We start from the raw sequence: 19,588 nt of genomic DNA on the forward strand, positions 1-19,588 counted from the left end.
ATTTTTTGCCTTTTATCAGGACATAAATTTCTTATATGCATATAGTCAATTAAATCTGATTCAGCCATCTATGGCAAAAATGCAAACAAGAGGAAGAGTGACATGCGTGCACTGTTATTGGAACAACAAGACGATCAAACTCTGGCTCACATCAAGGATATCAGCAGCGATCTGCTGCCCGGCGGCGATGTCCTGGTAGACGTCAACTGGTCCAGCCTCAACTATAAAGATGCGTTGGCGATCACCGGCAAAGGCAAGATCGTGCGTAACTTCCCGATGGTGCCAGGCATCGATTTCGCCGGTACGGTACGCGAGAGCCGCGACGATCGTTTTAAAGAGGGCCAAAGCGTGGTGCTTACCGGTTGGGGCGTGGGTGAAAACCACTGGGGTGGCCTGGCCGAACAGGCACGAGTCTCAGGCGAATGGCTGGTGCCCTTGCCAAACGGGCTGGATGAACGCAAAGCGATGATCCTGGGTACCGCCGGCTTTACCGCCATGCTGTGCGTGATGGCGCTGGAAGAAGGCGGCGTACACCCGGATGACGGCGATATTCTGGTTACCGGTGCCAGCGGCGGCGTGGGCAGCACAGCCATCGCCATTCTGGCGGCGTTGGGCTATCACGTCACCGCCATCAGCGGCCGCGAGAGCAATACCGAATATCTGAAAGCGCTGGGCGCCAAAGAAGTCCTGTCGCGCGACGGCTACCTGGAAGCCCCGCGTCCGCTGGAAAAGCAACTCTGGGCCGGGGCGGTCGATACCGTTGGCGACACGCTGCTGGCGCGAGTCCTGGCACAGATGAATTATAACGGCACGGTCGCCGCCTGTGGCCTGGCCGGTGGCTATCACCTGCCCACCACGGTGATGCCGTTTATCCTGCGCAACGTTCGCCTGCAGGGCGTGGACTCGGTGCATACGCCACTGCATCGCCGCCAAACCGCCTGGGAACGGCTAGCCGGTATTTTGCCGGACAGTTTCTACCAACAGGCCACCCAGGAAATCACTTTGGAACAGGCACCGGCCACCGCCGCCGCGCTGCTGAATCATCAAGTGACAGGTCGCACTCTGGTTAAAATCCGCTAAAGCTTAAGTCGCCCCCCGGCAACGGGGGGAACATTCGCCTGCGAAATTTCATATTTTCCCGCGCCCTCTCGCATATGGCCTGATTTCACGCCATGCTTACAACACAGATACCCCAGCATACTGTAGGGGCGTTGCATGCTGCGTCCGCGTTAATCGGGCTCAGAAGGCTACCCCCTACAGTCACTCTGACGGGAGCAGGTTTGAGTACCCGCACCTGAAAGGCGGCGGGGATGAAACGCGGAGAAAACACCATGAGAAAGCCCCCTAAATTGACCGAAGCCGATGTCACGCCCGAGAGCGTGTTCCATCAGCGGCGCAAAGTGCTGCAGGCGTTGGGTATCACCGCCGCGTCGCTGGCCTTGCCGCTTAATGCGCAGGCCGATTTGCTGTCATGGTTCAAAGGCAACGATCGGCCCAAGGCCCCCGCCGGCAAACCGCTGGCATTCAGCAAGCCTGCGGCCTGGCAGGCGCAACTGGCCATGACGCCGGAAGACAAAGTCACCGGTTACAACAACTTCTACGAATTCGGTCTGGATAAAGCCGATCCTGCCGCGAATGCCGGCGGCCTGAAAACCGAAGGCTGGAAAGTGCGTATCGACGGCGAGGTCGCCAAACCGATCACGTTGGACATCGATGACTTGATCAAACGCTTCCCGCTGGAACAACGCATCTACCGTATGCGCTGCGTGGAGGCCTGGTCGATGGTCGTGCCCTGGATTGGCTTTGAGCTGGGTAAGTTGATCAAGCTGGCGGAGCCGAACAGCAATGCCCGCTACGTCGCTTTCCAAACGCTGTACGATCCGGAGCAGATGCCGGGCCAGAAGGATCGTTTTATCGGCGGCGGGCTGAAATACCCTTATGTTGAAGGGCTGCGTCTCGATGAGGCCATGAACCCGTTGGCCCTGCTGACCGTCGGCGTATACGGCAAAACGCTGCCGCCGCAAAACGGTGCGCCGCTGCGGTTGATCACCCCCTGGAAATACGGCTTTAAAGGCATTAAGTCGATCGTCCATATCCGTTTGGTGCGCGATCAACCGCCCACCACCTGGAATGAATCTGCGCCGAATGAGTACGGTTTCTATGCCAACGTAAACCCGAACGTCGATCATCCACGCTGGTCACAGGCCACCGAACGCTTTATCGGCTCCGGCGGCATCCTGGACGTTAAACGCCAACCCACGCTGCTGTTTAACGGCTATGGCGAACAGGTAGCGTCGCTGTACCGCGGCCTGGATCTAAGGGAGAATTTTTAGGTGCGTTTAACTCCGGCTCATATCAAGTGGATTAAGGTCGCCATTTATCTGGCGGCATTCCTGCCTTTTCTCTGGCTGGTGCTGTCGGTGGACCAGGGTTGGTTCAGCGCCGATCCGGCCAAAGACATTCAACACTTTACCGGCAGAATGACGTTGAAACTGTTGCTGGCGACCTTGATGATTGCGCCACTGGCGCGCTATGCCCGGCAACCGCTGCTGATTCGCTGTCGTCGTCTGGTGGGACTATGGTGTTTTGCCTGGGGCACGCTGCATCTGATAAGCTATTCGACGCTGGAGCTGGGGCTGAGCAATATCGGCCTGCTGGGGCGTGAACTGGTCACCCGCCCTTACCTGACGCTCGGCATTGTCAGTTGGCTGATCCTGCTGGCGCTGGCCGCAACCTCCACGCTGTGGGCGATGCGTAAACTGGGGGCCAAATGGCAGACGTTGCATAATCTGGTCTATCTGGTGGCGATCCTGGCACCGATTCACTACCTGTGGTCGGTAAAAACCTTTTCGCCGCAGCCCTTCATTTATGCTCTGCTGGCCGTCGCGCTACTGGCGCTGCGATACAAGAAATTCCGCAATTGGTGGCGTTAAAAGCCGGAACTTTTCTGTGTTCTACCCCTCATAATGCAATATCGCCCTGGCCAGTTTACTGATTTAGGGTTGAATATCTTCGCTGATAAGACCAGTATTTAGCTGCGAATTGCTACGATATCGTTATAATGCCCGACCTTGTTCCTGTTCTCAGGGTGAATTTTCCCCTTAACAGGTGACAAATCTGTGACGTCGGGTTATTTTCTACGATGATGGTTTTATTGCCGGAGATACCAGCACAATGGCGGATAAGTTTCACATTTTGCTTCTGAACGGCCCCAATCTGAATCTGCTGGGGACGCGTGAGCCGGAGAAGTACGGCAGCACGACGTTAACAGAGATTGTTAACGGATTGGAAAACCAGGCATCCGCACTGGATATTACCCTGAGCCATCTGCAGTCTAACGCCGAACATGCGCTGATCGACCGCATACATCAGGCGCGCGGCAACACAGATTTTATTCTGATTAACCCTGCCGCGTTCACGCATACCAGCGTGGCGCTGCGTGATGCATTGCTGGCGGTGCAGATCCCGTTTATCGAGATCCACCTCTCCAACGTGCATGCCCGAGAGCCTTTCCGCCATCACTCTTACCTCTCCGATATTGCGGTAGGCGTGATTTGCGGCCTCGGCGCGGATGGCTACACATTTGCTTTACAGGCAGCGGTTAACCGTCTGTCGAAAACCCACTAATTGCTACGCAAAAGAGTACGGAATCACACTCATGGATATTCGTAAAATCAAGAAACTGATCGAACTGGTTGAAGAATCAGGTATTTCTGAACTGGAAATTTCTGAAGGCGAAGAGTCAGTTCGCATCAGCCGCGCTGCTCCAGCGCAGGCTTACCCAATGATGCCACAGGCATACGCAATGCCGGCACAGCCGCAGCCAGCACTGGCTACCGCCGTTGCCAGCGCGCCAGCCGAAACGCCTGCAGCACCAGCGGCCATGAGTGGCCACGTCGTTCGTTCCCCAATGGTCGGTACTTTCTACCGCACGCCAAGCCCGGATGCGAAAGCCTTCATCGAAGTCGGCCAGAAAGTGAACGCCGGCGACACTCTGTGCATCGTTGAAGCAATGAAAATGATGAACCAGATCGAAGCGGACAAATCCGGCGTGGTGAAAGCCATCCTGGTAGAGAACGGCCAACCGGTAGAATTTGACGAGCCACTGGTCGTCATCGAATAACGAGGCGAACATGCTTGATAAAATTGTTATCGCCAACCGTGGCGAGATCGCGCTTCGTATCCTGCGTGCTTGTAAAGAGCTGGGCATCAAAACCGTTGCCGTGCACTCGACAGCCGATCGCGATCTGAAACACGTACTGCTGGCTGACGAGACCGTGTGTATCGGTCCTGCGCCATCGGTAAAAAGTTACCTGAATATCCCGGCAATCATCTCTGCGGCTGAAATCACCGGCGCAGTGGCGATCCACCCGGGCTACGGCTTCCTGTCTGAAAACGCCGATTTCGCCGAGCAGATCGAACGCTCCGGCTTTATCTTCATTGGGCCGAGAGCCGAAACTATCCGCCTGATGGGCGACAAGGTTTCTGCCATCAATGCCATGAAGAAAGCTGGCGTGCCTTGCGTACCTGGCTCTGATGGCCCGCTGACCGACGACATGGATAAAAACCGTGCCTTCGCCAAGCGCATCGGCTACCCGGTTATCATCAAGGCATCCGGCGGCGGCGGCGGTCGTGGCATGCGCGTAGTGCGCAGCGACAAAGACCTCGAGCAATCCATTTCCATGACCAAGGCGGAGGCCAAAGCGGCTTTCAACAACGACATGGTTTACATGGAAAAATACCTGGAAAACCCACGCCATATCGAAATTCAGGTGTTGGCGGACGGTCAGGGTAACGCCATCTATCTGGCCGAGCGCGACTGCTCCATGCAGCGCCGCCACCAGAAAGTGGTTGAAGAGGCTCCGGCACCGGGCATCACCAGCGAAATGCGCCGTTATATCGGCGAGCGCTGCTCGAAGGCCTGTGTGGAAATCGGTTACCGCGGCGCGGGCACTTTCGAGTTCCTGTATGAAAACGGCGAGTTCTATTTCATCGAAATGAACACCCGTATTCAGGTTGAGCATCCGGTTACCGAGATGATCACCGGCGTGGATCTGATCAAAGAGCAGCTGCGTATCGCTGCCGGTCAGCCTTTGTCGATCAAACAGGAAGAAGTGAAGGTTCACGGCCACGCGGTGGAATGCCGTATCAACGCCGAAGACCCGAACACCTTCCTGCCTAGCCCAGGCAAGATCACCCGTTTCCATGCGCCAGGCGGTTTCGGCGTGCGTTGGGAATCTCATATTTACGCCGGTTATACCGTACCGCCGTACTATGATTCCATGATCGGCAAACTGATCACCTACGGTGAAAACCGTGACGTGGCGATTGCCCGCATGAAGAACGCCCTGGCTGAGCTGATCATCGATGGCATCAAAACCAACGTTGAACTGCAACAGCGGATCATGAGCGACGAAAACTTCCAGCACGGTGGCACCAACATCCACTATCTGGAGAAAAAGCTCGGTCTGCAGGAAACCTAAGGCAGGCTATTCGCATCGCCTGACAGAAGGCCGGTTAATCACCGGCCTTTTTCTTTACTGCTTTGGGTCACTCAATGGATGATCAAATCCATAATAGTTGTATACCCTAAATAATTGGAGTTGCATCAAGGCGGCAAAGGAGCGCATCCCGATGAGCTTACTGTAGTAAGTGATTCGGGTAAGTGAGCGCAGCCAACACAGAGGCAGCTTCAAGTATGACGGGTATATTGGAGAAACGGATGGACACACGTTTTATTCAAGCTCACCGCGAGGCGCGCTGGGCTCTGGGCCTGACGCTGCTTTATCTGCTGGCCTGGTCGCTGGCAGCCTATCTGCCGGACAGCGCATCCGGTATTACCGGTCTGCCGCACTGGTTCGAAATGGCCTGCCTGTTGGTTCCGCTGCTGTTCATCGGCCTGTGTTGGCTAATGGTACGCGGCATATTCCGCGATATTTCGCTGGAGGACGGCGATGCAAACTGAAGTCATTCTGCCGCTGGTCGCCTATCTGGTGCTGGTGTTCGGGCTGTCGGTTTACGCCTATAGCCGACGCCAGAGCGGCAACTTCCTCAGCGAATATTTTCTGGGCAACCGATCGATGGGCGGCTTCGTACTGGCCATGACCTTGACCGCCACCTATATCAGTGCCAGTTCGTTTATCGGGGGCCCCGGCGCCGCCTATAAATACGGCCTTGGCTGGGTGCTGTTGGCGATGATCCAACTGCCGGCGGTTTGGCTTTCACTGGGCGTGCTGGGCAAGAAGTTTGCCATTCTGGCGCGCCGCTACAACGCCATTACCCTGAACGACATGCTTTACGGCCGCTATCAAAGCCGTCTGTTGGTCTGGCTGGCCAGCCTCAGCCTGCTGGTGGCGTTTCTGGGTGCCATGACGGTGCAGTTTATCGGCGGCGCGCGCCTGCTGGAAACCGCCGCCGGTATTCCTTACGACACCGGTTTGCTGATCTTCGGTATCAGCATCGCGCTGTATACCGCCTTTGGCGGCTTCCGCGCCAGCGTGCTCAATGACGCCATGCAGGGGCTGGTGATGCTGATCGGCACCGTGCTGCTGCTGGTTGCGGTGATTCACGCCGCCGGCGGCCTGCACAGCGCCGTGGATAAGCTGCAACAGATTGACCCCGCGCTGGTATCACCGCAGGGCGGTGAACAGATCCTCAGCCTGCCGTTTATGGCATCGTTCTGGATCCTGGTGTGCTTTGGCGTGATTGGCCTGCCGCACACGGCGGTGCGCTGCATCTCTTACAAAGACAGCAAGGCGGTGCATCGCGGGATCATCCTCGGCACCATGGTGGTCGCGGTACTGATGTTTGGCATGCATCTGGCTGGCGCGCTGGGCCGTGCGGTATTGCCGGACCTGAAGATCCCCGATCAGGTGATCCCGACGCTGATGATCACCGTGCTGCCGCCTTATGCCGCCGGTATTTTCCTGGCGGCGCCGATGGCGGCAATCATGTCGACCATTAACGCCCAATTGCTGCAATCTTCCGCCACCATCATCAAAGATCTCTACCTTGGCGTACGCCCACAGCAAATGCAGAACGAGCGCCTGATCAAACGCTTCTCCAGCCTGACCACGTTGATTTTGGGCTTGCTGGTGCTGTTGGCAGCCTGGCGGCCACCGGAAATGATTATCTGGCTGAACCTGCTGGCATTTGGCGGCCTGGAAGCGGTATTCCTGTGGCCACTGGTGCTGGGCCTGTACTGGGAACGCGCCAATGCGCAGGGAGCACTTAGCTCAATGGTGACGGGTGCGGTATGCTATACGCTATTGGCCAGCTTCAATCTGCAGCTAGCAGGGTTGCACCCTATTGTGCCTTCGCTGCTGCTTAGCCTGCTGGCGTTTTATATCGGTAACGTCATAGGCGAAAAGCGCCGAGTGGCGTCATCATTAGCCTCTTAAAGAGAATTGTTATGCCTTGGATCCAACTAAAACTGAACACCACCGGCAGCCAGGCGGAAGACCTGAGCGACGCGCTGGTTGAAAGCGGCGCCGTATCGGTCACCTTCCAGGACACCCACGATAATCCAGTGTTCGAACCGCTACCGGGCGAGACCCTGCTGTGGGGCGACACTGATGTGATCGGGTTGTACGATGCCGAAACCGACATGGCCGACGTGGTCGCCATGCTGGAACAGCACCCGCTGCTGGGCGTCGGCTTCCGCCATAAAATTGAACAGCTGGAAGACAAGGACTGGGAGCGCGAGTGGATGGACAACTTCCACCCGATGCGCTTCGGCGAACGTCTGTGGATCTGCCCAAGCTGGCGCGACGTGCCCGACCCGAACGCGGTCAACGTCATGCTGGACCCGGGCCTGGCATTTGGTACCGGCACTCACCCAACGACTGCACTGTGCCTTCAATGGCTAGACGGCCTCGATCTGGCCGGTAAAACCATTATCGACTTCGGCTGTGGTTCCGGCATCCTGGCAATTGCCGCGTTGAAGCTCGGTGCAGCGCGCGCTATCGGCATCGATATCGATCCCCAGGCCATTCAGGCCAGCCGCGACAACGCGCAGCGTAACGGCGTTTCAGAGCGTCTGGAGCTGTATCTGCCAAAAGACCAGCCTGCCGATCTGCAGGCCGACGTGGTCGTCGCCAACATCCTGGCGGGCCCATTGCGTGAGCTGGCCCCCTTGATCGGTTGTCTGCCGAAGTCCGGCGGTTATCTGGGCCTGTCCGGCGTGCTGGCAACACAGGCGGCAAGCGTGGCGCAAGCCTATGAAGAGAAATTCACGCTGGATCCGGTCGCAGAGCGTGAAGAGTGGTGCCGCATCACCGGTCAGCGCAAGTAATCCCCTTACTGCCCTGATAAAAACCACCGCCAACGTAGCCCGTGGCGGTGGTTTTTTGTTTTTCCTGTCTACGCGACGTCGGCACCCCGCGCCTTTGAAACGCCATCCCAAATTCACGTGACCCTGAATATTTTCTGCCTAAGCCTTCACCACGCGATTTCAGCATAATTCAGCCCATTCTCAATGAAAAACCCTGACAAACGACTTAAATCACTGCCGTTCTCGCGCTGAATCGAGACTCATTACAGATAAAATCCTGTTGTGTTGGGAATATTTTATAGCGCACTAATTAACCAAAACCAGGCAAGCCATTGTTAAGTATATATAATATTTTTATGAATCCCGACAAACCGCATTTTTAATGGCGAATAGCGGCCAATTGGTCAAAGTTTGGCCTTTCATCTCAGCGCAAAAATGCGTAATATACGCGCCCTTGCGGACACAGTATGGTTACTCTTTGTCTATGCGCATTGGACACCACCAGCTTACAAATTGCCTGATTGCGGCCCCGATGGCCGGCATTACAGATCGCCCATTTAGGACCCTATGTCATGCGATGGGTGCTGGGATGGCTGTATCCGAAATGCTCTCCTCCAATCCGGAGGTGTGGCGGACGGATAAGTCGCGTCTGCGTATGGTCCATAGCGATGAACCAGGGATCCGTTCCGTGCAGATTGCCGGATGCGATCCGGGTGATATGGCCGCAGCGGCGCGTATTAACGTGGCCGGCGGTGCACAGATCATCGACATCAATATGGGTTGCCCGGCCAAGAAAGTGAACCGGAAACTTGCAGGGTCTGCTTTGCTGCAGTACCCGGATCTGGTTAAACAGATCCTCCACGCGGTGGTTAACGCCGTGGATGTGCCGGTAACGCTTAAGATCCGCACTGGCTGGGCGCCAGAACACCGTAACTGTGTAGAGATTGCCCAACTGGCCGAAGACTGTGGTATACAGGCCCTGACTATTCATGGCCGAACCCGCGCCTGCCTGTTCAACGGCGACGCGGAGTACGACAGCATTCGGGCAGTTAAGCAGAATGTTTCCATTCCGATTATCGCGAATGGTGACATTACTGACCCGCATAAAGCCAGAGCAGTGCTCGACTACACTGGGGCTGATGCCCTGATGATAGGCCGCGCTGCTCAGGGGAGACCCTGGATCTTCCGGGAAATCCAGCATTATCTGGACACTGGGGAACTGCTGCCCCCTCTGCCACTTGGCGAGGTTAAGCGTTTGTTGATAGGGCATATTCGGGAATTGCACGGCTTTTACGGCCAAGGCAAGGGATTCCGGATTGCTCGTAAGCACGTATCCTGGTATCTCCAGGAGCACGCCCCGAATGACCAGTTTCGGCGCACATTCAACGCCATAGAGGATGCCAGCGAACAGCTGGAGGCGTTGGAGGCATATTTCGAAAATCTTGCGTAACAAAAAAGAGCTGACAGAACTATGTTCGAACAACGCGTAAATTCTGACGTACTGACCGTTTCAACCGTGAACTCACAGGATCAAGTGACTCAAAAGCCTCTGCGTGACTCGGTTAAACAAGCACTGAAGAACTATTTTGCTCAACTGAATGGTCAAGACGTTAACGATCTGTATGAGCTGGTATTGGCTGAAGTTGAACAGCCACTGTTGGACATGGTGATGCAATACACCCGTGGCAACCAGACCCGTGCAGCCCTGATGATGGGCATCAACCGCGGTACGCTGCGTAAGAAATTGAAAAAATACGGCATGAACTGATACTAGTCAGTTGGCATGTTGAAAAGGCGCAACCTCGCAAGAGGCGGCGCCTTTTTCTTTTTCCGGATTGCGGGCAATAAAAAAGGCCGGAAGCCCGGCCCTCTTGCAGTATAGCTACCGAGTTATTCGGTGACTTTGTTCTTGAGGCTTTCCGTTTCTTGCTTGGTTTTATCCCAGGCTTTCTCGGTACCTTGTTTGGTGCTGTGCCAGGCTTTTTGCGTACCCTCGGTCACTTTGCTGCCCGTAGTATCGCTTTTGCCTTCAGCAGCATGCTTAGCTTTCAGCTTCAGCTCATCGCCTTTATCCTGCGTTTGGTGCAGTTTTTCTTTGGCGGTATCTGCGCCCTTGTGCGCTTGCGCAACAACCTCATCGCTGGCCTGCGTCGTAGTTGCAGCAAACACCGGAGAAGCGAGTAACAATGCAGACAAGGCAAAAATTGATTTTTTCATAATTCCCTCTTTTCAGATACGTGCTATTCAGCCTAGAACAAGATGGCATAATTTTTCCATTATGCGCCTTAGGAATAGGACTAAAATGCCATAACACGATACAAAAGCTCTTCAACATTCAGTTGTTCGAACTTTTATGCTACCCCTGCCACTTACCGCGTTCGCTCCAATCAAGGCACAAAAAATTAAAATTTTTCATGTCACAAACTATAATTTATCCGTTTTTTAACACGCAATGAATAGGATGGATTCTATGGTTGCCGTCATCATCATTGGCATATTTATCATCAGCTTTGCCTATGCGCACTCTCGCGGAAAAGAAAAACTAAAAGTGACACGTCAGCTTTTTGATCACTCTACATTTATGGGGCCGATCAATATGTTCATGACGGGTTTTTCACGACTGCCTGCCAAACAGCCTTATTTCGATCCTCGTGAGTTTCCCGAGTTGCAGATCCTGAGCGACAACTGGTCGACGATCCGCGATGAAGCAGTTCGCTTGCAAGATCATATCAAGAAGGCGCAATCGCACAACGATGCTGGCTTCAATACCTTCTTCAAACGCGGTTGGAAACGTTTTTACCTCAAATGGTACAGCGACAGCCACCCGTCAGCCGAAGCGCTATGTCCGCAGACGGTTGAGTTGCTGAATCGCCTCCCATCGGTTAAGGCAGCCATGTTTGCCGAGTTACCGGCCGGTAGCCATCTGGGCAAACATCGCGATCCCTATGCCGGCTCGGTGCGTTATCATCTGGGGCTGTTAACCCCCAATGACGATCGCTGTTTCATCGACGTAGATGGGCAGCAACACAGTTGGCGTGACGGCCAGTCGGTGATTTTCGATGAAACCTATGTGCATTGGGCGCAAAACGCCACTAACCAGACACGAATCATCCTGTTCTGTGATATTGAACGGCCAATGAAATGGCGTTGGGCACAGGCGGTAAATCATTGGGTCGGTGCCACCCTCATGTCGGCCGCCAGTTCACCTAACGATGATAAAGACCGCACCGGCTTCATCAACCGGATATTCAAATACGTCAACGCCGCGCGTGATGCCGGTCAACGCCTGAAAGCCCGTAATCGCCGTGGGTATTACCTGCTAAAATGGCTGGTGATTGCCGCAATTTTCGCCGCCATCATATTTCCCAGCCTGTAAAATTCCGATCTTCAATAGGGGTACAACACGAATGAGAATATTCGCATGCCCCTCTTCTGCTGCACCCAGTATTGTGTGATACAATACGCATTCCTAGAGCCGCCTTCGCTGGCCTACAGCCCTCCTTCCGAAGCCTGATAGCAGCGCGAACCGCCCTTCGAGTGTAAAGATTTAGTCAATTATGGAATCTGGCTAAACCATAGTGGTATCTGGGTGTCTGAGTGGTTGTATCGCAATTGAGTGGATCTTTATGCGTTACAGGTTGCTGCCCCCTTAACGCATAAATGAGTTCATATGAAGCGTCCGCAAAAATTCAAATCGGCCCTGCTGCATCCGCGCTATTGGTTCACCTGGTTCGGCCTGGCTTGCTTATTCTTATTGGTCCAACTTCCCTACCCGGTGCTGCACAAGCTCGGCGTGTGGATGGGCCGCACCTCAATGCGATTCCTGAAACGCCGCGTTGCCATCACCCGCCGTAACCTGGAGCTGTGCTTCCCGGATATGGACGAGGCTCAACGCGAACGCAAAGTGGTAGGCAACTTCGAATCCCTCGGCATGGGCCTGCTGGAAACCGGCATGGCCTGGTTCTGGTCTGATAAGCGCGTTAAGCGCTGGTTCAACGTTTCCGGTATCAATCACCTGAAAATGGCACAACGAAACCAACGCGGTGTGTTGGTGATTGGCGTGCACTTTATGTCGCTGGAGCTGGGTGGCCGTGCCATGGGTTTGTGCCAACCCATGATGGCGATGTACCGCCCACACAACAATAAAGCCATGGAATGGGCGCAGACCAAAGGTCGCATGCGTTCCAACAAGGCGATGCTCGATCGCAAAGATCTGCGCGGCATGGTTCATGCCCTCAAGCGCGGCGAGGCCGTATGGTTCGCCCCGGATCAAGACTACGGTCCACGCGGTAGCGTGTTCGCTCCACTGTTCGCCGTCGATCAGGCTGCCACCACCAGCGGTACCTTTATGCTGGCGCGCATGGCCAAGCCGGCGCTGGTGCCGGTGGTTCTGATCCGCCGCGAAAAAGGTCGGGGTTATGACCTGCTGATCCAACCGGCGCTGGAGAATTATCCTATCGGCGATGAGATTGCCGCGGCGGCTTACATGAATAAAGTGGTGGAAAAAGAGATCATGCGCGCACCTGAGCAATACATGTGGCTGCATCGTCGCTTTAAAACCCGGCCGGTCGGGGCTCCGTCATTGTACTGAGCCCAAAAACCATACTTATCAGCCCGGCCAATGCCGGGCTTTTTTGTGCGCCGGATTTAAAAAACTGCGGATGGGCGCTTATCTTTGCTGTAACCTCCTTTTTTACCCGCACAGGAAAAGGAAATGATGAAAGCTCAAGTCCGTATTGCTCTGGTCGGTGACTACCAACCTCAGGCCGTTTCTCACCAGGCCATTCCTATCGCTCTTCAGCTCACCGCTTCACATCTTAACGTCGACATTCAATCCCACTGGCTGCCCACAGAAACCATTACCGACACGTCGGTACTGCAGGACTATGATGCCATCTGGGTGGTGCCCGGCAGCCCGTATAATCATGACGATGGTGCCTTTATGGCTATTCGCCATGCGCGTGAGCAAAACGTTCCCTTCCTGGGCTCTTGCGGCGGTTTCCAATATGCGATCGTAGAATACGCCCGTAACGTGATGGGCTGGCACGATGCCGGGCATGCGGAAACCGACAGCGGGGGTCGGTTGGTGATAGCCCCGCTGAGCTGTTCGCTGGTCGAAAAAAGCGGTGCTATTATTTTCCAACCCAATACGCTGGCAGCCCGTGTCTACGGCAAGCTGGAAACGCACGAAGGCTATCACTGCAACTTCGGCGTCAACCCGGAGTTTGTCGCCGATCTGCAACGGCACCCGCTGATAATCAGCGGCCACGACACCGAAGGTGACGTTCGCTCGGTTGAGCTACCGGGACACCGTTTTTACGCCGCCACGCTGTTTCAGTCCGAACGTGCGGCATTGCGAAACGAGCTTTCACCACTGGTGGTGGAACTGATCAGGACCGCGGCAACGGCCTGATAGCCCCTGATTCGGCAATAATAAGGAGGATCATGCCGCTATGATCCTCCTTCTGGGTTGTAATCGCAGGTTCACCACATCAGTTGCCCTATCAGTGGGGCGGCAATCACCGTGATAATCCCCGCCAGCATCATCACCAGGCTGGAGACGACGCCTTCTTCCTGCCCCATCTCATAGGCTTTCGCGGTACCGGCGCCGTGCGACGAAGCCCCCAGCCCGGCCCCTTTCGCCAGACTGCTGCGTACTGACAGCCGCAGAAACAGGATGTCCCCCACTGCCATACCGAATACCCCGGTGATCACCACGAACAGCGCCACCAGATCCGGCTGGCCGCCCATCTGTTTGGCGGCCTCCAGCGCAAACGGCGTGGTGATGGATCGCACCGCCAGGCTGCGTTGCACTTCTTCCGGCAAGGTCAGCAGGCGAGCCAGCCACACCGAGCTGTAAACCGCCACCAACACCGCCGTTAGCACCCCGGCGCTGAGCGATAACCAATGGCGTCGAATGATATGCAGATTTTCGTAGACCGGTACCGCGAAGGCGATGGTCGCCGGCCCTAATAGCCATAACAACCAGTGCGTTTCACCGATGTAGTCCTGGTAGGAAATATGGGTCACCACCAGCAGCAGCACCAGGATCATCGGCGTCAACACCAATGGCATCAGCAGCAGGGTACGACGGCGCCGGTAGAGTTTTTTATTGGCGAAGTACAACACCAGGGTTGCCAGAAAGCAGGCGAGGCTAAGGATAAAATCATTCATCGCGTTGTTTACGCCGTTGCAGCCAGACTTCCAGTCTATAGACGCGATCGACCACCAATCCGGTCGCGCCCAGCGTTAGCATGGTGCTGACGGCAATCACCAAGAAAATTTTCCAGCCCTCCACCATTAACAGCTGGGCATAGTTCACCACGGCCACCACCGCCGGAACAAAGAACAGCAGCATCTCGGCCAGCAACCAGCGCGAACCGGCCTTGACCCAGTTCAGCGGCAGAATGCGCAACAGGATCAGCGCCAACAACATCAACATGCCAACAATGTTGGCGGGCAGCGGCAAATGGAACTGCTGCACCAATCGGTCGGCAATCAAAAATAACACCGCATATAAAGCAACCTGGATCGGCACCTGCAGCCGGTTCAACAAAGAGGGAGCTGCGTGGCGGAACGCCAATAACATGGGGGAAGGCCTTAAACAAAAAATTCACGGTTTACAGTATACGCAGCCAGGAAACCTCGCCTGAAATGAATTAAAATTATCGACATCATGCCATCAGGGAATAGTTTCCCGACGGTACTTCCCCCAGGAGAATCCAACGTGGATGTCCGCACCCTGCGCTACTTCGTGGAAGTGGTGCGCCAGCAAAGCTTTACCCGCGCGGCGGAGAAACTGTTCGTCACCCAACCAACCATCAGCAAGATGCTGCGCCATTTGGAAGAAGAACTGGAATGCACGCTGCTGATCCGCGAAGGCCGCAAACTGCACCTGACCGACAGCGGGCAAGCGGTATACCAACGCGGGCTGGCGATCATCGATGAGTTCCGCCAATTGGAGGCGGAGCTGGAAGACATCAGTTCGGTCAAAAAAGGCGTGCTGCGGCTGGGTATTCCCCCCATGGTCGGCCGGCAGATTGCCGATCTGATCCGTCAATTCCGCCAAACCTACCCTGGCATCGAGCTGAAAATCTCCGAGCTGGGTGGGCTGTCGGTGGAGCAGGCGGTGATGTCCGGCGAGCTGGATCTGGCAATGACCATACTGCCGGTCGATTCGGATCAACCACTGACCTTCCTGCCGTTACTCGTCCACCCCATGTGCGTGGTTGCGCCGCGCACGCCACACTGGCTTAATCGCACCAGCATCAATATCACCGAGTTGGCTAACTGGCCGATCCTGCTTTATAACGAGGACTTCGCGCTGTACAAAATGCTGATGAAAGCGTTCCGTCAGGCCGGGTTTGAGCCACAGATTGCGGTGCGCAGCGGACAGTGGGATTTTTTGGCTTCGATGGTACAGGCCGGGGTCGGCATCGCCACCCTGCCGGAGCCGGTCTGCCAATGGCTGGATAAGGAAAACCTGATCTGGCTGCCGCTGGAACCCCGTATGGAATGGAAAGTCGGGTTGATCTGGCGGCAGGGCAGCTACCTGTCGCACAGTGCACAGGCCTGGATAGCCTGCTGCCGCGACTACTGGCCCGCAGCCAGTACCAGTCACCACAAATAACAAGGGCCGCATATGCGGCCCCAGACTGCTGATAATTCCTTTGTACTTAAAAGTCATGGATTGTGTGCTGATAAAAACAAAGGATGATGTCTTCAGTTTTACCCCAAACACCCGAAAACCACGCTTTTCGGGTGTTTGTCATCAAATCAGGGCCGCATATGCGGCCCCGTGAGTATTATCCTTCTCGCTCTATCAACAGCGCTTCCAGCAGGTCGAGATCGTGCAACAGCTTTTGCAGCGTCTCGTTGCTGATTTTTTGCGTAGCGCGCAGGTGATATAGCTCACCGCGCTCAGCGCGTAGCGCCGTCAGGCGGAAACGTCGCTCGAGGTTCTCCAGCATCAGCGCATTCTCGATATCGTCTTTGGTGGTGATACGGCGCCGCAGCGTCCCCACCACTCGCGAACTGATCTCTTTCAGCACCTGCGGATCGAGGTTTTCCTCGGTATCAACCGCCAACCGCTCTTCCATTTTGTTGATGCTTTCGATCGCCACTTCAGCCGCCATGGCGATTGCCATCCGCTCTTCGCTTTTGCTGACGCTCTTATCCGCCACCTGAACGCCGCGCAGCAACAGCGGCAGCGCCAGTACGCCGGCAATCAATGAAAGCAGGATCACCCCTGCAGCGATAAACACCAACTGGTAACGCGCCGGGAAGGCGGTGCCGTCACTCAGCAACAGCGGGATTGACAGCACACCGGCCAGCGTAATCGCCCCGCGTACCCCGGCAAACGACGCTACCCACAGTTCGCGGGTGGTGTAATCGCCGAACTGCAACGGCCGTTTTTTCATAAAGCGACGGCTGGCGTTTTTCATCAGCCACAGCCAGGTAAAACGCAACACCAGCAGCGCCGCGTAGATAATCGCCACGTCGGCAAACAGGTACCAGGTCTGAATGGTCGGATCCAGCTCCGCCTGCAGGATGGAGGTTTCCAGGATCCCCGGCAGCTGCAGACCCAACATGATGAACACCATGCCGTTGAACACAAACTCCAGCATCGCCCAGACGCTGTTGGCGCGCAGGCGCATCGCCAGCGGCGCGTTGCGGATCACGCCGGACTGGCTGATGGTCATCCCCGCTGCCACCGCCGCCAGGATGCCGGATACGCCAATGTGCTCGGCAATCAGGTAAGAAGCAAAAGGTAACAGCAGCAGGAAGACTATCTGCGTCGCCGGGTCATCACCGCTCCAGCGGCTCATGATCCGCAAAGATTTACTGTAGAGCCAGGTGACCGCTACGCCTGCCAGCAGGCCGCCGATCGCCACCTTGAGGAACTCGAGCGTCGCGCCGCCCACGGTAAACACCATGGTGCCCATCGCCACCGCGATAGCGAATTTGAGTGAGACCAGGCCGGACGCGTCGTTCATCAGCGCCTCGCCTTCCAGCACGCCCATGATCGGCTTCGGAATACGCCCTTTACCGACGATGCCGGACAGCGCCACGGCATCCGTTGGCGACAGCACCGCCGCCAGCGCAAACGCCGCCACCAGAGGAATGCCCGGCACCATGGCGTAAATCAGATAACCGACGCCGACCACGGTGATCAGCACCAAGACCAGCGCCAGGCCAAGAATTTCACGACCGTGGTGCAAAAACTCCCGCGTCGGGGTTTTCCAGCCATCGGCAAACAGCAGCGGCGGGATAAACAGCACCAGGAACAATTCAGGGTCAAAGTCGACGTGCAACCCGAAATGCGGCCAGGCCAACAGGGCCCCGATACCGATTTGCATTAACGGCAGCGGCACCTGGAACGGCAACATGCGCGTCACCACCCCGGACAGGGAGACCACCAGGATTAAAATGAGGATTGTAAAAAAGATTTCCATGCTTTCCTTAGACTCTTGGGTTCAGACTACATCTCTGATGTATACCCGATAGTAGATCACTTTTTTTACGGCGGTTAAAGCTTGTTGTGCCTTTCAAAATGCAGCATTGGCAGAAGGAGATTTATCTGAATAGGGTATGAGGGCAAACATCCCCCGCCAGAGCGACGGGGGAAACGACATAGCGGTTAGATTGCCCAGCCGCCGGCATAGAATGCCACCAGCGCCACGGCGATCAGCACGGTACCGATATTCAGCCGACGCCATTCGCCGGAGAAGATACGGCCAATCACCAATGAGCTGAAGCCCAGCATGATACCGGTGACGATATTGCAGGTCAGCACGATAAACACGGCGCACAGCAGGCCGGACATGGCATCGACAAAATCATTGAAGTCCAGCTTGGTGACGTTGCTCAGCATCAGCAGGCCAACGTACATCAGCGCCGGTGCGGTCGCGTAAACCGGCACCAGATAAGACAACGGCGACAGGAACAGGATCAGCAGGAACAACAAACCGACTACGGTTGCTGTCAGCCCGGTTTTACCGCCCGCAGCCGTGCCCGCTGCGGATTCGATATACACCGCCGCCGGGGCCGCACCGACCAGACCAGAGAAAATGCTGCTCAGGGAGTCCGAAGTCAGCGCCTTGCCGCCGTTGATGATTTGCCCGTCTTTATCCAGCAGGTTGGCCTGACCGGCCACCGCACGGATAGTACCGGTAGCGTCAAATACCGCGGTCATCACCAGCGCCAGCACGCTCGGCAAGACCACCGGCTGCAATGCGCCCATGATATCCAGGCTGAAAATCAACGAATTGCCGTTGGCATCCGCCAGGCTTGGCATCGCGAATAAGCCCTGGTATTTCACCGCCGGGTCAAACACCAACCCCACCACCGAAATAGTGATGATCACCAGCAGAATACCGCCGGGAACGCGCAGTTTTTCCAGCCCGAAAATCACCGCCAATCCGAGCAGCGTCATCACTACCGGGAACGAAGTGAATGCGCCCAAAGCCACCGGCAGGCCGTCCAGTGGGTTTTTCACCACCAGGCCAACGCCGTTAGCCGCGATCAGCAACAGGAACAGACCGATACCGATGCCGGTACCATGAGCGACGCCCATCGGCAAATTGCGCAGGATCCAGGCGCGAATACCGGTTACCGAAATAATGGTAAAAAGCACCCCCATCAGGAATACCGCCCCCAACGCCACCGGAATGCTGATGTGTTGGCCCAGCACCAGACTGAACGCCGTGAAAGCGGTCAGGGAAATCGCACAGCCGATGGCCATCGGCAAATTGGCCCATAACCCCATCAGCAACGAACCGAGACCCGCCACCAGGCAGGTGGCGACAAACACCGCCGTAGGCGGGAAGCCGGCTTTGCCCAGCATGCTCGGCACCACGATCACCGAGTACACCATCGCCAGGAAGGTGGTTAGCCCCGCCACCACTTCCTGACGCACGGTGCTGCCGCGCGCAGAAATATTAAAATAACCATCAAGCCCGCCTTTTGGTTTAACGGCGTTATTCGCTTGAGAATTCGACATGTTGCTGTCCCCTGTGTTTCATTGCCAGCCCGTTTAAAGAGGCTTGTTATTCCGCCCACGCATGTTCATTAGGGTAACGTTTGCTTTTCTGCCCTTTGCTTACGTCGCCAATGGGCGTCGCATCAAAGGCAAACGTTTAACTCACAGTGAATGGTGCGGGTAATTTATGGTGGTTTATTCAAGGCAAACGATTATCCAGCCTTCCATACCGTCTGATCAACCAAAGATCGCGCCAATTTATGCGGAAAAGCACTGGGATCAATCATTATCGAAAATACGGTATTTGTCTCATAGGTAAATCCGATGGGAGCGCC

Annotated in this window: 20 protein-coding genes; 15 read left to right on the forward strand and 5 right to left on the reverse strand. The window is 55.7% G+C overall.

Annotated features, from left to right (window positions below; all coding sequences use genetic code 11):
* The first annotated feature begins 102 nt into the window (after nucleotides 1-102).
* The 11 genes from acuI (at nucleotide 103) to fis (ending at nucleotide 10,040) form a co-directional block, all read left to right on the forward strand.
* Nucleotides 103-1,080: an acrylyl-CoA reductase (NADPH) gene (gene acuI, locus M495_RS21795; RefSeq protein ID WP_020832074.1), complete on the forward strand. Its 978-nt coding sequence runs from the start codon at nucleotides 103-105 to the stop codon at nucleotides 1,078-1,080.
* 251 nt (nucleotides 1,081-1,331) lie between these two features.
* Nucleotides 1,332-2,333 carry a protein-methionine-sulfoxide reductase catalytic subunit MsrP gene (msrP, locus tag M495_RS21800; protein ID WP_041415723.1) on the forward strand — a complete coding sequence of 334 codons (1,002 nt, stop codon included), beginning with the start codon at nucleotides 1,332-1,334 and terminating at the stop codon, nucleotides 2,331-2,333.
* Nucleotides 2,334-2,933 carry a protein-methionine-sulfoxide reductase heme-binding subunit MsrQ gene (msrQ, locus tag M495_RS21805; RefSeq protein WP_020832077.1) on the forward strand — a complete coding sequence of 200 codons (600 nt, stop codon included), beginning with the start codon at nucleotides 2,334-2,336 and terminating at the stop codon, nucleotides 2,931-2,933.
* Between the two features lie 241 nt (nucleotides 2,934-3,174).
* Nucleotides 3,175-3,627 carry a type II 3-dehydroquinate dehydratase gene (gene aroQ, locus M495_RS21810; RefSeq protein ID WP_020832079.1) on the forward strand — a complete coding sequence of 151 codons (453 nt, stop codon included), beginning with the start codon at nucleotides 3,175-3,177 and terminating at the stop codon, nucleotides 3,625-3,627.
* Between the two features lie 31 nt (nucleotides 3,628-3,658).
* Entirely contained in the window at nucleotides 3,659-4,123 is a 465-nt protein-coding gene (gene accB, locus M495_RS21815; protein ID WP_020832085.1) for an acetyl-CoA carboxylase biotin carboxyl carrier protein, read from the forward strand.
* Between the two features lie 10 nt (nucleotides 4,124-4,133).
* On the forward strand, nucleotides 4,134-5,483 hold the full coding sequence (accC, locus tag M495_RS21820; protein WP_020832086.1) for an acetyl-CoA carboxylase biotin carboxylase subunit: 1,350 nt from the start codon (nucleotides 4,134-4,136) through the stop codon (nucleotides 5,481-5,483).
* Nucleotides 5,484-5,722: 239 nt separating this feature from the next.
* Nucleotides 5,723-5,965 carry a YhdT family protein gene (locus M495_RS21825; RefSeq protein ID WP_020832087.1) on the forward strand — a complete coding sequence of 81 codons (243 nt, stop codon included), beginning with the start codon at nucleotides 5,723-5,725 and terminating at the stop codon, nucleotides 5,963-5,965.
* Complete coding sequence (panF, locus tag M495_RS21830) at nucleotides 5,955-7,400, forward strand: sodium/pantothenate symporter (RefSeq protein WP_020832089.1); 1,446 nt, start codon at nucleotides 5,955-5,957, stop codon at nucleotides 7,398-7,400. Before M495_RS21825 ends, panF begins: the two co-directional genes overlap by 11 nt.
* Nucleotides 7,401-7,411: 11 nt before the next feature.
* The gene (prmA, locus tag M495_RS21835; RefSeq protein ID WP_020832090.1) at nucleotides 7,412-8,293 is read left to right on the forward strand and encodes a 50S ribosomal protein L11 methyltransferase; all 882 of its coding nucleotides are present in this window, start codon (nucleotides 7,412-7,414) and stop codon (nucleotides 8,291-8,293) included.
* A gap of 463 nt (nucleotides 8,294-8,756) precedes the next feature.
* Complete coding sequence (gene dusB, locus M495_RS21840) at nucleotides 8,757-9,722, forward strand: tRNA dihydrouridine synthase DusB (protein ID WP_041415724.1); 966 nt, start codon at nucleotides 8,757-8,759, stop codon at nucleotides 9,720-9,722.
* A gap of 21 nt (nucleotides 9,723-9,743) precedes the next feature.
* Nucleotides 9,744-10,040 (forward strand): DNA-binding transcriptional regulator Fis, encoded by a 297-nt coding sequence (gene fis / locus M495_RS21845; protein WP_000462905.1) that lies wholly within the window; start codon nucleotides 9,744-9,746, stop codon nucleotides 10,038-10,040.
* A gap of 122 nt (nucleotides 10,041-10,162) precedes the next feature.
* Here the strand turns inward: fis and M495_RS21850 are convergent, their stop codons facing one another.
* Nucleotides 10,163-10,489 carry a hypothetical protein gene (locus M495_RS21850; RefSeq protein WP_020837135.1) on the reverse strand — a complete coding sequence of 109 codons (327 nt, stop codon included), beginning with the start codon at nucleotides 10,487-10,489 and terminating at the stop codon, nucleotides 10,163-10,165.
* Between the two features lie 253 nt (nucleotides 10,490-10,742).
* Here M495_RS21850 and lpxO point away from each other — a divergent pair, with 253 nt between their 5' ends.
* From lpxO to M495_RS21865, 3 genes are all read left to right on the forward strand, one after another.
* Complete coding sequence (gene lpxO, locus M495_RS21855; RefSeq protein ID WP_041415725.1) at nucleotides 10,743-11,648, forward strand: lipid A hydroxylase LpxO; 906 nt, start codon at nucleotides 10,743-10,745, stop codon at nucleotides 11,646-11,648.
* Between the two features lie 294 nt (nucleotides 11,649-11,942).
* Nucleotides 11,943-12,863, forward strand: coding sequence for a kdo(2)-lipid IV(A) palmitoleoyltransferase (gene lpxP / locus M495_RS21860; RefSeq protein WP_020837138.1), 921 nt, complete (start codon nucleotides 11,943-11,945; stop codon nucleotides 12,861-12,863).
* 123 nt (nucleotides 12,864-12,986) lie between these two features.
* The gene (locus M495_RS21865; RefSeq protein ID WP_020837139.1) at nucleotides 12,987-13,685 is read left to right on the forward strand and encodes a CTP synthase C-terminal region-related (seleno)protein; all 699 of its coding nucleotides are present in this window, start codon (nucleotides 12,987-12,989) and stop codon (nucleotides 13,683-13,685) included.
* A gap of 71 nt (nucleotides 13,686-13,756) precedes the next feature.
* On the opposite strand, the gene M495_RS21870 is transcribed toward M495_RS21865, so the two are convergent.
* Nucleotides 13,757-14,446 carry an LrgB family protein gene (locus M495_RS21870; RefSeq protein WP_020837140.1) on the reverse strand — a complete coding sequence of 230 codons (690 nt, stop codon included), beginning with the start codon at nucleotides 14,444-14,446 and terminating at the stop codon, nucleotides 13,757-13,759.
* Nucleotides 14,439-14,861, reverse strand: coding sequence for a CidA/LrgA family protein (locus tag M495_RS21875; protein ID WP_020837141.1), 423 nt, complete (start codon nucleotides 14,859-14,861; stop codon nucleotides 14,439-14,441). Before M495_RS21875 ends, M495_RS21870 begins: the two co-directional genes overlap by 8 nt.
* A gap of 138 nt (nucleotides 14,862-14,999) precedes the next feature.
* Here M495_RS21875 and M495_RS21880 point away from each other — a divergent pair, with 138 nt between their 5' ends.
* The gene (locus tag M495_RS21880; RefSeq protein ID WP_020837142.1) at nucleotides 15,000-15,902 is read left to right on the forward strand and encodes a LysR family transcriptional regulator; all 903 of its coding nucleotides are present in this window, start codon (nucleotides 15,000-15,002) and stop codon (nucleotides 15,900-15,902) included.
* 175 nt (nucleotides 15,903-16,077) lie between these two features.
* On the opposite strand, the gene M495_RS21885 is transcribed toward M495_RS21880, so the two are convergent.
* Nucleotides 16,078-17,727: a Na+/H+ antiporter gene (locus M495_RS21885; protein WP_020837143.1), complete on the reverse strand. Its 1,650-nt coding sequence runs from the start codon at nucleotides 17,725-17,727 to the stop codon at nucleotides 16,078-16,080.
* A gap of 185 nt (nucleotides 17,728-17,912) precedes the next feature.
* A complete protein-coding gene (locus M495_RS21890; protein ID WP_020837144.1) occupies nucleotides 17,913-19,274 on the reverse strand; it encodes an NCS2 family permease in 1,362 nt (453 codons plus the stop codon).
* Nucleotides 19,275-19,588 lie beyond the last annotated feature (314 nt).

It is taken from the genome of Serratia liquefaciens ATCC 27592 (assembly GCF_000422085.1).
GTDB lineage: Bacteria > Pseudomonadota > Gammaproteobacteria > Enterobacterales > Enterobacteriaceae > Serratia > Serratia liquefaciens.